Origin of the sequence: Comamonas koreensis, from assembly GCF_021026195.1 — a bacterium.
In the GTDB taxonomy this organism is placed as follows: Bacteria; Pseudomonadota; Gammaproteobacteria; order Burkholderiales; family Burkholderiaceae_C; genus Comamonas; species Comamonas koreensis.
Map to the genome: position 1 here is coordinate 758,992 of NZ_JAJNCT010000005.1, position 13,003 is coordinate 771,994.

At 67.4% G+C, this 13,003-nt stretch carries 12 protein-coding genes; 2 read left to right on the forward strand and 10 right to left on the reverse strand.

The features are described from left to right. Positions 1 to 20: 20 nt before the first annotated feature. From LPW39_RS05725 to LPW39_RS05745, 5 genes are read right to left on the reverse strand one after another with little or no spacing between them, the layout of a single operon-like run. A complete protein-coding gene (locus LPW39_RS05725; protein ID WP_230772064.1) occupies positions 21 to 1,121 on the reverse strand; it encodes a putative FMN-dependent luciferase-like monooxygenase in 1,101 nt (366 codons plus the stop codon). Then, positions 1,087 to 2,730 (reverse strand): dipeptide ABC transporter ATP-binding protein, encoded by a 1,644-nt coding sequence (locus LPW39_RS05730; protein ID WP_230772066.1) that lies wholly within the window; start codon positions 2,728 to 2,730, stop codon positions 1,087 to 1,089. The genes LPW39_RS05725 and LPW39_RS05730 overlap by 35 nt, the downstream gene beginning before the upstream one ends. Beyond that, a complete protein-coding gene (locus LPW39_RS05735) occupies positions 2,727 to 3,686 on the reverse strand; it encodes an ABC transporter permease (RefSeq protein ID WP_230772068.1) in 960 nt (319 codons plus the stop codon). Before LPW39_RS05735 ends, LPW39_RS05730 begins: the two co-directional genes overlap by 4 nt. Before the next feature lie 2 nt (positions 3,687 to 3,688). Then, a complete protein-coding gene (locus LPW39_RS05740; RefSeq protein WP_230772070.1) occupies positions 3,689 to 4,633 on the reverse strand; it encodes an ABC transporter permease in 945 nt (314 codons plus the stop codon). Between the two features lie 34 nt (positions 4,634 to 4,667). Beyond that, complete coding sequence (locus LPW39_RS05745) at positions 4,668 to 6,332, reverse strand: TIGR04028 family ABC transporter substrate-binding protein (protein ID WP_269075744.1); 1,665 nt, start codon at positions 6,330 to 6,332, stop codon at positions 4,668 to 4,670. Between the two features lie 365 nt (positions 6,333 to 6,697). On the opposite strand from LPW39_RS05745, the gene LPW39_RS05750 reads away from it, so the two are divergent. Both LPW39_RS05750 and LPW39_RS05755 read left to right on the forward strand, forming a co-directional pair. Continuing rightward, positions 6,698 to 7,264, forward strand: a complete 567-nt coding sequence (locus LPW39_RS05750; protein ID WP_230772074.1) for an OsmC family protein — start codon at positions 6,698 to 6,700, stop codon at positions 7,262 to 7,264. Between the two features lie 35 nt (positions 7,265 to 7,299). Next, on the forward strand, positions 7,300 to 8,088 hold the full coding sequence (locus LPW39_RS05755) for a VOC family protein (protein ID WP_230772076.1): 789 nt from the start codon (positions 7,300 to 7,302) through the stop codon (positions 8,086 to 8,088). Between the two features lie 21 nt (positions 8,089 to 8,109). On the opposite strand, the gene LPW39_RS05760 is transcribed toward LPW39_RS05755, so the two are convergent. The 5 genes from LPW39_RS05760 to LPW39_RS05780 are packed head-to-tail and all read right to left on the reverse strand — an operon-like array spanning position 8,110 to position 12,738. Then, positions 8,110 to 9,495 carry a sulfite reductase subunit alpha gene (locus LPW39_RS05760; protein ID WP_230772078.1) on the reverse strand — a complete coding sequence of 462 codons (1,386 nt, stop codon included), beginning with the start codon at positions 9,493 to 9,495 and terminating at the stop codon, positions 8,110 to 8,112. After that, positions 9,492 to 10,640 (reverse strand): FAD:protein FMN transferase, encoded by a 1,149-nt coding sequence (locus LPW39_RS05765; RefSeq protein ID WP_230772080.1) that lies wholly within the window; start codon positions 10,638 to 10,640, stop codon positions 9,492 to 9,494. Before LPW39_RS05765 ends, LPW39_RS05760 begins: the two co-directional genes overlap by 4 nt. Positions 10,641 to 10,697: 57 nt before the next feature. Then, on the reverse strand, positions 10,698 to 11,498 hold the full coding sequence (locus LPW39_RS05770; RefSeq protein ID WP_230772082.1) for a DUF4198 domain-containing protein: 801 nt from the start codon (positions 11,496 to 11,498) through the stop codon (positions 10,698 to 10,700). Between the two features lie 33 nt (positions 11,499 to 11,531). Beyond that, positions 11,532 to 12,053 carry a DUF2271 domain-containing protein gene (locus LPW39_RS05775; protein ID WP_230772083.1) on the reverse strand — a complete coding sequence of 174 codons (522 nt, stop codon included), beginning with the start codon at positions 12,051 to 12,053 and terminating at the stop codon, positions 11,532 to 11,534. 37 nt (positions 12,054 to 12,090) lie between these two features. Beyond that, positions 12,091 to 12,738: a PepSY-associated TM helix domain-containing protein gene (locus LPW39_RS05780; RefSeq protein WP_230772086.1), complete on the reverse strand. Its 648-nt coding sequence runs from the start codon at positions 12,736 to 12,738 to the stop codon at positions 12,091 to 12,093. Positions 12,739 to 13,003 lie beyond the last annotated feature (265 nt).

A 13,003-nucleotide genomic window follows, 5' to 3' on the forward strand; every position in this document is an offset into this window, starting at 1 on the left:
AGTGCATCACTCCAAAAAAATCAGGCCAGCGCCGGTGCGAGCACAGGGGCAGAGGCGGTTGCGGGCGGCACCGGCGCGTCATCGCGCCACCAGCCCAGCGCCGGCGCCACATACTGCGCGGTCAGCGCGATCGAGCGCAGGATGTCGGCATGCGGCGGGTCGATCGAATGCACCTGGAAGGAGATGTCGGTCACCCGCGCCAGCGCGGTATCGGCACGCAGCGAGGCAATCACCTCATCGGGCGTACCCACATGCACGTCGTAGGCGGCCAGCAGCTGCGCCAGCGGTGCATCCGGCCCCCATTGGCTGGCCGGGCCACCCGGGTTCGCAGCGGCGGCACGCGCCAGGCTGCGGCGCAGGCCCACGTCGGCCAGCTGCAACGCACGCTGGCGGTCTTCGGCCACAAACAAGGTGCGCGACCCCAGGATGCGCGGCGCCGTGCCAGCCGGCAACGCCGCCAGGTAGGTGTCGATCAAGGGGTTCTGGATGTCGGCCAGGCTGGCACCCGGCGCCTCGGCGCTGCGCGGCTGGGTGCGCGACAGCATCAGCCCGTCGCCAGCCAGGCCGGCGCGCTCGGCCCCAGCGGCCGAGAACGTGGCCTGCCAGATGCGCGACAACAGCTGCGGCCCGGCCGGGTAGAGGCGATCGCCGCCTGGCAGCGGCAGCCCCGCCCAGGCATTGCGCAGCACGGCCAGGTGCTGCGCATAGATGCGGGCACGGTCGTCGCTGCGCAGGCCAAAGGCGGTAAAGGATTCGGGCGTGCCACCGGTGCCCACGCCAAACTCCAGCCGGCCACCCGAGAGCAGATCCAGCACCACCGCGTCTTCGGCAACCCGGATCGGGTTCTCCATCGGCAAGGTGACAATGCCGGTGCCCAGGCGGATGCGCTGGGTGCGCGCCGCCACATGGCTCAAAAACACCAGCGGTGCAGGCAGGCCGCCTTCGGCTTCATGAAAGTGGTGTTGCGCCACCCAGGCCGTGTCAAAGCCATGGGCCTCGGCATGCTGGATCTGCTCGCTCACCAGGCGGTAGCGCTCGGCGGCGCTGGCCTGGTCCAGCAGGCGGCTGAAAAAGCCCAGGCGTTTTCTAGGCAGCGAGTGCGGGGAGAGGCTCTGGTTCATAGGCATGCTTTTTTCCGGGAATGGCGGCGATCAGCTCGCGCGTATAGGCACTGCCGGGGCGCGAGAACACCTCGTCCACCGGCCCGGCATCAACCTGGCGGCCGCCCTGCAGCACCGAGACGGTGTCGGCAATCTGGCGCACCACGGCCAGGTCGTGCGAGATAAAGAGATAGGTCAGTTGCAACTCGCGCTGCAGCTGGTCGAGCAGCGCCAGAATCTGCGCCTGCACGGTCACATCGAGGGCGGACACGGCCTCGTCCAGCACCAGCACACGCGGCTGCAGGATCAGCGCCCGGGCAATGGCCACGCGCTGGCGTTGGCCGCCCGAAAGCGCACGCGGCCGGCGCGTCAGCACTGCGGGCGGCAGGCCTACGCGGGCCAGCATGTCGTGCACACGGCGCTCGCGCTCGGCAGGTGGCAGGCGCTCAAAGTTCAGCAGCGGCTCTTCGATGATCGCGTAGATGCTCTGGCGCGGATCGAGTGAGCTGAACGGGTTCTGGTAGACCAGCTGCACGGTTTTGCGGAACTGGCGCAAGGCCTCGCCGCGCAAGGCCGTCACATCAATGCCTTCCACCGTGATGCTGCCGGCCGTCGGCTTGCCAAAGCCCACCACGTCGCGGATGGTCGTGGTCTTGCCCGAGCCGGACTCGCCCACGATGGCATGCGTGCTGCCCCGTGGCACCTCGAACGAGATGCCATCGACCGCGCGGAACAGGCCGCGCTGGCCCGCCACCGCAAAGTCATGCACGAGATCGCGCACCACAATGGCCGGCTCCGCATCCAGCGCCCTTGGCGCCCGCGCCGGCGCCGTGCCCAGCGATGGAGCATCGGCCAGCAACTGGCGCGTGTAGCGGCTTTGCGGGTTGCGCAGCACATCGGCGGTGGTCCCCTGCTCCTGGATGCGGCCCGCTTGCAGAACCACCAGGCGGTTGGCACGGTCAGCGGCCACGCCCAGATCATGCGTCACCAGCAGCACGGCGGTGCCAAACTCGCGGCGCAGGTCGTCAATCAGATCCAGAATGCGGCGCTGCACCGTCACATCGAGCGCGCTGGTGGGCTCATCGGCAATGATCAGTGCAGGCTGCAGCGCAATCGCGATGGCGATCAGCACGCGCTGCTTCATGCCGCCCGAGAGCTCATGCGGATACTGGCGCGCGCGCAGCTCGGGCTGCGACAGCCCCACTTTCTGCAGCAGCTCCAGCACACGCTGGGCAATCTGCTGTTTGTCGCGCCAGCCATGCAGACGCAGCATCTCGCCGACCTGGTCACCCACGGTGCGCACCGGGTTCAGCGAGGTGGTTGGGTCCTGCGGAATCAGGCTGACCACCTTGCCGCGCAGCGCCTGCAGCTGGCGCTGCGACCAGCCCGCCACGTCGGTGCCGTTGATGCGGATGCTGCCGGCCTGTACCCGGCCGTTGTCGGCCAGCAGGCCGATGATGGATTGCGCGGTGGTTGTCTTGCCCGAGCCGGATTCGCCGACCAGGGCCAGCACCTCGCCGGCGGCGATGGAGAACGAGACCTCGTGCACGGTGCGCTGCTCGGCCTGGCCGTCGTGGTAGGCGATCGACAGGTTCTCAACCTGCAGTACAGGAATGGTGCTGTCCGTCATGCGCGCCTCCGGGTCAGGTCGGCGCTGATATGGTTGGCCGCCAGCACCACGGCTGCGACCAGCAGGCCGGGCGCGGCCGTCAGCCACCAGGCGGTGGAGATGTAGTTGCGGCCTTCGGCAATCAGCAGGCCCCATTCGGGTGTGGGCGGCGGCGCGCCATAGCCCAGAAAGCCCAGGGTGGAGATCGCCAGAATGGCCGAGCCAAACTGCAAGGCGGCCAGCGCGATCACCGAGGTCAGCGAATTGGGCAGCACATGGCGCCAGAGCACGGCCGCAAAGCGCCCGCCACTGCCCAGTGCCGCTTCCACATAGTCAGAGCGGCGCACCCGCACCACTTCCGATCGCACCAGGCGCGCAAAGCTGGCCACCGAGACAATCCCGACGGCCAGCGCCGCATTCACCGTGCCAAAGCCCAGGATGATGATCACCGACAGCGACAGCAGCAACGAGGGCACGGACAGCAGCACATCAACGAAGCGCATCACCGCGTCCTCCACCCAGCCGCCCGCTGCGCCGGCGACCAGGCCCAGCAGGGTGCCCAGCACCAGGCCCACGCTCACCGCGACAAAGGCGCCGCTGAGCGAATGCACGGCGCCGTAGACCAGGCGCGCATAGCTGTCACGGCCCAGCGCATCCGTCCCCAGCCAGTGCGCGGCGCTGGGCGCCTGCAGCTGCTGGCCGGCGGTGCCCAGCACCGGGTTGTAGCTGGTGAACCAGCCCGGCGCGATGGCCCACAGGGCCACCAGCGCCAACACGCCCCAGGCCAGCAACAGGCCCAACGGCGCAGCGCGCAGGCGCCGCAAAGCGGCAGAGAAGATGGCAGGCAGGCCTGGCGCGGCCAACCGCTGCGGCGCAGCCTGCACCGCAGCGCTGGCCGTGCCACGGGCTGCGCCCAGCAGGGCCGGCTCGGCGGCCAAGGCCGCCAGGCCGGCGGGTGATGAAGTGCTTGCAGACATGGTCAAACTCCCAAACGGTTGCGCAAACGCGGGTCGAACAGCGGGTAGAGCAGGTCCACCGCAAGATTGATCAGCACAAAGGCGGTGGCCGAGATGACCACGACCGCCTGCAGCACGGCGCTGTCCTGGTTGCCGACGGCCTGCTGGGTCAGGCTGCCCAGGCCATTGAGGCCAAAAACGGCCTCGGTCACCACGGCGCCGCCCAGCAACTCGCCAAACAGCACGCCGGCCATCGTCAGCATCGGCAGCGCAGCATTGCCGGCCACATGGCGCAGCAGCAGCCACAGGCGCGGGGCGCCCTTGGCGCGTGCCACGGCCACAAAGGGCTGGGTCAGCACCTCGTCCACATTGCGCAGCAGGATCTGCGCCAGTGGCGCCGCTATCGGTATCGCCAAGGTCAGCGTCGGCAGCACCAGGCCCTGCCATTTGCCGGGGTTGATCACGGGGATCCAGCCCAGGCGGAACGACACCAGCTGGATCAGCACAATGCCCAGCCAGAACACGGGCACCGACACAAACACCGAGGGCAGCGCATAGAGCGCGCCGCGCAGCCAGCGCCAGGGCGCCAGCTGGGCCAGCAGTGCCAGGACCAGGGCCAACACCACCGCCAGCGCAAAGCCCAGGCCGGCCAGCCGCAAGGTGGGCGGCAGGCTGGTGGCCAGCCCCTGGCTGACCGGCACGCCGGCCTGCAGCGAATAGCCAAAGTTGCCGCTGACAAAGCCCGTCAGGCTGTGCCAGTACTGCTGCCACACGGGCTGGTCCGCACCATAGGCGGCGCGGATGTCAGCCACCTCCTGCGGGCCCAGGCCCAGCTCGGGGCTGAGGAACTTGATCAGCAGCGCATCGCCGGGCAACAGCTGCAGCAGCACGAAGGACGCGGTGAACGCCGCCCACAGCACCAGCAGCGCCTGGGCACTGCGCCGGGCCAGATAGGGATAGAAGGACATCGGAGAACTCCTTGCCGCTCAGCGGTACTGCGCCTTAGCGCTTGGCCAGCCAGGTGCTGTAGAAGCTCGGGCGCCCCACGGCTTCAAACCCCACATCGCGCACCCAGGGGGCAGCGGCAAAGGCCTGCGGCTCTTCAAAAATGGGGATCACATAGGCCTGGTCGATCAGGTAGTTCTGCACCTCGGCCGTCAGCGCCAGGCGCTTCTGGGCATCGGTCTGCGCGGCAATCGCCTCCAGCAGGCCATTGAGCTGCGGATCGACAAAGCCCTTGACCTTCTGGCTCACGCCTCCCTGCTGCAACAGCACGTTGCGGTTGGTCGGGTAGTAGTTGCTCTTGATCACATCGGGATCGGCGCGGCCCACCATGCCGGTCGCCACCGGGGTTTTCTCCGGATCGAGGTTGTCGACGATGCGCACGCCAGCATCACCGCTGAGCACCTGCAGCTTGACCCCCACCTTGGCCCACTGCTGGGCCACCAGTTGCAGGGTTTCCTTGTTCTGTGGCTGGGGCAGCGAGTCATAGGCGGCCAGCGCCAGCGCGCGGCCGTCCTTTTGGCGGATGCCGTCCGGCCCCGGTGTCCAGCCTGCGCTCTCCAGCAGCTGCTGCGCCTTTTGCGGGTCATAGGCCAGCTTGCTGGCCAGGTTGACATAGCCCAGCGCGCTGGACGCAATCACCGAGGTGGCCTGCGGGTAGTTGTGCGAGAACAGCGTCTGCACGACCTCCTGGGTATTGGTGGCATGCAGCAGCGCCTGGCGCACTTTCAGATCGGCGACCAGCGCGTTGTCGGGCCGGAAAACAATGCTGTTGTTCACGCCCCTTGTGGACGGTGCATAGATGACGAACTTTTGCTCTTCCACCCGCTTTTCGTCATAGGCCTGCACCTGGCGGATCACACCAGCCTGGCCCGACAGCAGCGCGCCAATGCGCACGCTGTCCTCCGGGGTGACGATAAAGCGCACTTCATCCAGGCGCGCGCGGCCCTGGTGCGCCAGCTGCGCCGGGCCCCAGTTGTAGTCCTTGCGGGCCGACAGCACCAGCTCCTTGCCCAGGGTCTCGCTGGCCACCACAAATGGGCCCGAACCGATGATCTTGGTGGCATCGCCCAGCTCATCAAACGGGCGCTCCAAGGTCTGCAAAGCCACCAGGCCCGAGCCGATCACCGAGGTACCTTGGAGGAAGCCCGGTGAGGGCTTGCTGAAGTAGAACTTCACCGTCAGCGGGCCCAGCACCTCGCTGCGCTCGTAGTTGTTGATGACTTCGGACACCGGCAGCTTGAGTGCCTTGTTGCCGCGCCCATAGGTGTCAAAGTTCTTGGCCACGGCTGCCGCATCCAGCGGCGTGCCGTCGGAGAAAGTCACGCCCGGGCGCAGCTCGAATGTGAACTCGGTGGCGCTGTCGTTGATGGTCCAGCTCTTGGCAATCCAAGGCTGGATCTCCAGCGTCTTGGGGTCCTGGTAGGTGAGCTTGTCGGTGATCTGGTTGAGCACGCCGCCGTTCGGGTAGAAACCGCCCGCTGGCGGGTAGAGGTTGGTATGCGCCTGCTGCTCCAGGTACACCAGCGCGCCACCGCTGGCCGGGCCCGTGTCGGTCTTGGCCTCGGCCACGCTCTCGGTCTTGGAGCAGGCCGACAGCAGCCCACCCAGCGCCAGCACTGCCGCGCTCCATACCGCCAATTTCTTGAATTTATTCGCTTTCAACACCACGCACCACCCTCGCTAGCCACGGGCAACCTTGCCTGCACCGGCGCGCCAACCTCGGCCGCCGGGCAGCGGCACCCTTGCAGAAAGTGCCGCCATCTGGGTGTGTCATGCTAGGCATTTGGCGGGCGGCGAGAAGGTATTTTTCGGAGCATCGATATGCGCAAACCGATGAAGCCTGCAGCCGCCAGGCCCGCCGCAGCATAGAGGGTTTGCGCATAAGCACATGCGCGGGGGCCGCATATGCACATGCGATCTGCGCAGTTCACGGACGGGGCATGCGCGCCAACAATGGGCTGAGAACGTGTTTTCGTTCGTAGGCACGCATCACCTCCCGCCGATGCAGCACATTTCCAAGAGACTCCATGAGTGCAAGCCCTGCTACCTTGAATGACTACCTGGCTGAAAAGCGCGGCGCCGTACTGGCCCGCGATGCCCAGATCGATGCCGGCACGGCCCAGGCCACGGACCTGCGCGCCAGCGTGAGCGCCGAAGGGCGCAGCGGCGTGCGCCGCATCCGTATCCGCGAGCACCAGGTCATCAGCGACAGCCCGCCGAGCTTTGCCGGCTACAACCTGGGCCCCAGCTCGCCCGAGCTGCAGCTGGGTGTGCTGGGCAGCTGCGTCACCCATATCTTTCTGATCCAGGCCGCCGCCCAACAGATACCGCTGACCAGCCTGGACGTGGAGGTGAGCGGCGTGATCGACCCGCGCGCCGGCAAGCCCGGCCACGAGGCCACGCCCGTCTGGCCCCATGACATTGCCTACACCGTGCATATCGATTCGCCCGCGCCGCGCGCCGACATCGATGCGCTGTTTGCCGCCGTGGAGCGCACCTGCCCGATCCTGAACCTGCTGCGCCAGCCGCAGACCATCCGCGCAAGCGTCGAGCACAGCAATTCGCTGGCCCAGACGCAGAAGCAAGCGGCCTGACACCCGTCCCTCCCCCTTTTTTACGGAACTATCTCATGGCACTGACACTTGACCACATCGTGATCGCGGTCCACGACCTCGACAAAACCATTGACGACTACGCTGCACTGGGCTTTACAGTCGTGCGCGGCGGCGAACACCCTGGCCGCCCCACCCACAATGCGCTGGTGGTGTTTGAGGATGGCGCCTATTTCGAGCTGATCGCCTGGCGCAGCCCGGCGCCGCAGGACCGCTGGTGGCAGCTGCTCGACCAGCATGGCGAAGGCATCATCGACTTTGCACTGCTGCCGCCCAGCACCGCCGAGGTGATTGCTGCGGCCAAGGCGCGCGGCCTGGAGCTGCAAGGCCCGCTCGATGGCGGCCGCCTGCGCCCCGATGGCGAAAAACTGCAATGGCAGACCGGCCGCCCGCACACGCATGACCTGCCCTTCCTCTGCGGCGACATCACCCCGCGCAAGCTGCGCGTGCCCGAGGGCGAAGTGCGCCAGCATGCCAACGGCGCCACCGGTGTGGCGCGCTTGACGGTGGCCGTCAGCGACCTGCTGCAAAGCCTGGAGCGCTACCGCGCGCTGCTGGGCGACAAGGCCCACATCCACGCCGCCGACGGCGGCAACAGTGCCACCATCGCGCTGGGCAACAGCGTGCTGGAGCTGACGCAGACGGCGCCGCAGTTGCAAAGCAAGGGCGAAGGGCCATTGGCGATTGTGCTGAAGGGTGCTGGCACCTGGGAACAAGCCTCTGCCAAGCTGACGCACGGTGCAGACATTTCGTTTGCGAAGGCGGAGCTGGCGAGCAAGGCCGACAGCAGCCTGGCAACCGCCTAGGCTTTCTGGGCAGGCTAGGCCTCAGTACACATCGCGCCGGTAGCGCCCAGCCAGCGCCAGGGCATCCACTTCCGCGGCGCCCAGCACCTGGCGCAGCACGGTATCCACGCCCTGCGCCATGCCCTGCTGGCTGCCGCAGACATAGATCGCAGCGCCGCGCGCGACCCAGCCCTGCAGCCGCTGCCCCTGGCGCTCCAGCAACTGCTGCACATAACAAGGGTCGGTGGCATCGCGGGACCAGGCGCGGTCCAGGCGCTCCAGCTGGCCAGCGGCCAGCCACTGCTGCAGTTGCGCATCCAGCAGCGCATCCTCACCCGGCTTGCGCTCGCCAAACAGCAGCCATTGGTCGGAGCGACCCTTCGCAATGCGTGCGCGGATATGGCTGCACAGGCCCGCCAGGCCGGTGCCATTGCCGATCAGCAGCAAGGGGCGCTCGGCGTTGTCACCCAATCTAAAACCGCTGTGCGCGCGCAGCTGCATCGGCAACACATCGCCCACGGCCATGCCCTCGCACAGCCAGCCCGATGCCAGGCCCGGTGTGCCATCGGCACGCCTGCTTTGGCGCACCAGCAATTGCAGCTGGCCATCTTCGGGCACCGAGGCAATCGAATAATCTCGGCTGCGCTGCGGATCGGCCGGCACCGCCAGCGACACCAGGTCGCCCGATTCCCAGCGTGGCAAGGCACCGGACTGCGGCTGCCAGTCAAGCAGGTACACCGGGCCGCCCTGGCTGCCGGGGTTCAGCAACTGGCGGCGGCGCAGCACCCAGGGCTGGGCGGCTTCCGGCTGGCGCCAGCCCTCGCCGGCCTGGCCGGTCAGCGTCTGCAGCAGCTCGGCCGTCTGGCCTTGCCAGGCGACCAGGCTGGCCTCATCGCCGTTGTCCATGCACAGCACATCGGCCTTGGCGCCCTGCTGCTGCAGCCACTGCTGCACCCTCAGGCCAAAGGCGCAGAAGGCCGCGTATTCGCTGTCGCCCAGCGCCAGCACCTGGGCGCTGTGCCCGGGCAGCGGCTGCGCCTGCTCCAGCACCTGGCGCACAAAAGGCAGCGCATCGTCGGGCGCATCGCCCTCGCCGGTGGTCGACAGCAGCCAGAGGCTTTGCGAGCAGGCCTGCAAGTCGGCCAAGCGCAGCGCCTGCACCGGCCGCAGTTGGACCGCGCAGCCGCCGGCATGCAGCACCCTAGCGGTCTCATGCGCCAGGGCCTCGGCCCGGCCGGTCTGGCTGGCATAGGCCACCAGCACCGGCGCCCCTTGCTGGTTGCCCGCTTGCAGCGCGAGCTGCTCCTGGCGCTCAGCCCGGCGCTGGCGCCACAAACGCGCTGCAATGCCGGCACACAGCAGCGCATACCCCGTCACCAAGCCTGCTGCGCCTGCCATCCGCGCAGGGCTTGCTATCCAATCAATCATCGCTTCATGCTGCCTACAAAACGCTGTTCCCAGGCCGGCGTCATACGGCGCAGGCCTTGCGGCTGCGCGGCATCGGGATGGGTGTGGAACACCGCCGCCAGCTGCTGCTGCAGCGCAAACCGCCAGCCGTCCTCGGGCCCCAGCACCGTGAGCACGGTGGCCAGCGCATCGGCATGCATGCAGTCGCGGTGGTAAACAGTCACGCTGGTCAGCGCATGGGCCACGGGCCGGCCGCTGCGCGGGTCCAGGCTGTGTGAAAAACGTTGGCCACCCTGCATGAACACATGCCAGTGGTCGCCCGAGCTGGCCAGCGCGCCATCGCCCAGCGGCACCACCAGCGGTTCATCGCCGGCAACACCTGCCACGGCTACGCGCCAGGGCTGGCCGCCGGGCTTCTGGCCCCAGGCCCGGATCTCTCCGCCAATCTCCAGCAGCGCATGCTGCCAGCCGGCCGCGCGCAGGCGCTCGGCGACCCAGTCCACCGCATAACCCTTGGCGATGCCGCTCAGATCCAGCTGCAGGCCACCGGGTTGCAGCAAGCGCCGCTGCTGTGGCAGCCACTGCTGCGGCTGCCACTGCAGGCGCTGGTGGCCGCAGACCTGCAGCGCGCGGTCAATATCGGCCTGCGCTGGTGCTTGGCCGCTGTGCGGCGCCTGCGGGTTTGCACGCGGGCCAAAGCCCCAGAGCGACACCAGCGCGCCCACCGTCGGGTCATAGGCGCCATCGCAGGCGCGGGCCCAGTGCAGGGCCGCATCCAGCACCTGCGCCAGCTCGGGTGACAGCACGTGCCAGCTACCCGCATCGGCGGCGTTGAAGCGCGAGACGCAGGAGTCCGCCTCCCAGTTACTCATCTGCGCGATGACGGCATCGAGCGTGTGCTGCACCAGCGCCTGTACCGGCGCCAGCGGGGCGTAGCCCGGGTTGGCCAGGCGCAGCGACCAGGTGGTGCCCATCGTTGCGCCCTGCAGGCTGTGCAGGCTGCCATCCTGCGCAGGGTGCATCGCAGGCGCCCTCCAGGCGGGGGATGCAAAGGAGCGGCCGGCTAAAGCCTGACCCGCCAGGGCAGGCTGGCCTTCACCCCGGGCCTGGGCCTGGGGGATTTGCCAGATGCCGGCGCCATAGTGGATGCGCGGTACTGTGCTCATAGCGGCTCCGCGATCAGGCCGGCGCTTGTCCGTGTTGCAGTCACCGGCGACCGCGCCTTAAGGCAGTACTTCCAGGGTGGCGACATAGGCCAGGCGGCGTTCCTTGGCGATGGGGTTCGAGGTCTTGTCGTCCTTCACGTCCGCATCCAGCCAGTACATGCCAGCCGTGGGGAACTTGACCTTGACGTGACCCTGGGCATCGGTCTTGAGCTTGATCTCGTTGACGGCATCGCGGTAGCGCTTGCCATCGGGCACCAGCACCACTTCGACATCGGCAGCAGGCTTGCCATCGACATGGAAGGCAAAGGTGGCTTCTTCGCCCGCCACCAGGTCGTTGGGGTGGGTGACAGGCGCCAGCTCCAGGCCCTTGCCGCTCAAACGCAGCGGGCTGGGCTTGCCCATGGTCACAAAGGTCTCGATGCGGCTGATGCTTTCTGCCACGCGCACGTCCTTGGCATCGGTGGGGATCTGCTTGGCGATCTCTTCGGCGCTGCCACGCAGGCGCTTCATCTGGCCAGCGGCATCCTTGTAGGAGCCCATGACACCGCTGTTGACGATGGCCAGCTGGTAGGTGCCGGCTTGCTCGGGCTTGAGGTCAAAGACGCTGCGCAGCTCGCCCTTGTGGGCGTTCCTGGGCTCCACCGTGCTGCCATCGGGCGCCGTGATCACCAGCTTGTCCAGGCCCAGCGGGCGGTGGTTGAAGAAGAACATGTCATTGGACACGGCAGCATCGACCGTGACCCAGTCCGCCTTGGACAGCACGGTGCTGGAAGGCTTCATCCAGACGCTGTGGGCCTGGGCGCCGATGGCGGCACAGCTCAGCGCCAGCGCGGCGGCAATACGGGTGGCAGAAAACATGGTGACTCTCCTCATAAATAGTGTTGTGTTGGATCAGGGCTTGAGTTCGAGCTTGATCTCGCCCAGCTCCGTCTTGCCCTGGGCAGACAGGCTGGTGGCCTGCTTGGCGGGCCATTCAAAAGGAATGCTCACCAGCTCGCGGCCACCGACTTCGCGTGCGGCCTCGATCTGCAGCTTGTACTGGCCGGGCTCCAGCTTGGGCAGCGGGTTGCTGCCTTCGGAGAAGGACAGCGCATGCTTGCCTGCCGGCTTGGTGGGCTGGGTCACGCCATCGATGGGTACGCTCAACTCGCGGCCGCTGCGGCGCCACCACTGGCGCATGTCCTTGAGCCATTTCGCGCCTTCGGCATCGCGCTTTTTCACCTCGTACCAGACCGACAGGTTGGCGGCCACGCTGCCGTCGGCGCGCTCCAGCCAGACGGCGACATAGGGGCGGTGGTATTCGGCCACCTCCAGGCGTGGCAGCTCCACGCCGACATTCAGCCCACCGGCAACGGCCGGCAGCCCGGCCACCGCCGTCAAGGCCACGGTGAAACGCGAAACAGTGCTTGTCATGTGCTCTCCTCGGAATAAAAAGACGGTGGCCGCGCGCTCAGTGCACCAGCAGCAGCGCGAGCAGCGCAGGGACCAGCAGGCCCAGGCCCACCATGGGCCAGGTCATGGGGCGGCGGCCAGCATGCATCTGCAGAATGAACAGACCGGTGATGCAGAACACCAGGCAGGCGCCTGCAAAGATGTCGATGAACCAGGTCCAGGCCAGGCCCGCATGGCGGCCCTTGTGCAAATCGTTGAAGTAGGAGATCCAGCCCCGGTCGGTGGATTCATGCTCGGCCTGCCCGTCGCTGAGCGCAACACGCACCCAGGCATCCCCACCTGGCCGTGGCAGGGCCACATAGACCTCGTCCTCATTCCATTCCACCGCGCGCTTGCGCGTGTCGGCGCCCAGCTCTGCGCGCAGCCAGCCTTGCACATCGGCAGGCAGCGGCTGGGCGGTGTCTGCGGCCTCTTTATGGCTGGCAGCCGCCTTTTGCAGGCCCTGCAGCAGCGGCGCGGGCAAGGTGCCTTCGCGCAGCACCACGGCGGGCTTGGCCTCGATCTGGCCGGCATGGTTGAGCGTGAAGCCCGTCACCGCAAACAGCAGCATGCCCACCAGGCAGATGGCGGAGCTGACCCAGTGCCATTCATGCAAGGTCTTGAGCCAGTAGGCCCGCTGCGAAGAGGAAGACGCGTTGGCTTTCATGCGGAGAGAGGCAGGTGTCAGACCCGGCAGCGGGGCAGGACGGCGCCGGGTGAAGCGCGGCGAGATAACTAAGGGCGGTGGAGTGTCATAACTCCCCGCCCTTTGGCTTTCATATATTGAAAAGAAATTACAGCAGTTGCAAAGCCTCTATTCTGGGTTGGCCAGCCGCTTGGAAGTGCAAGACGGCTCCCAGATGACCAAGGCTTCCAGCTGAGGCTCCCGCCTGGACGTGCCGCAATATATGCAGGCAAGAGCCTGTCCAATC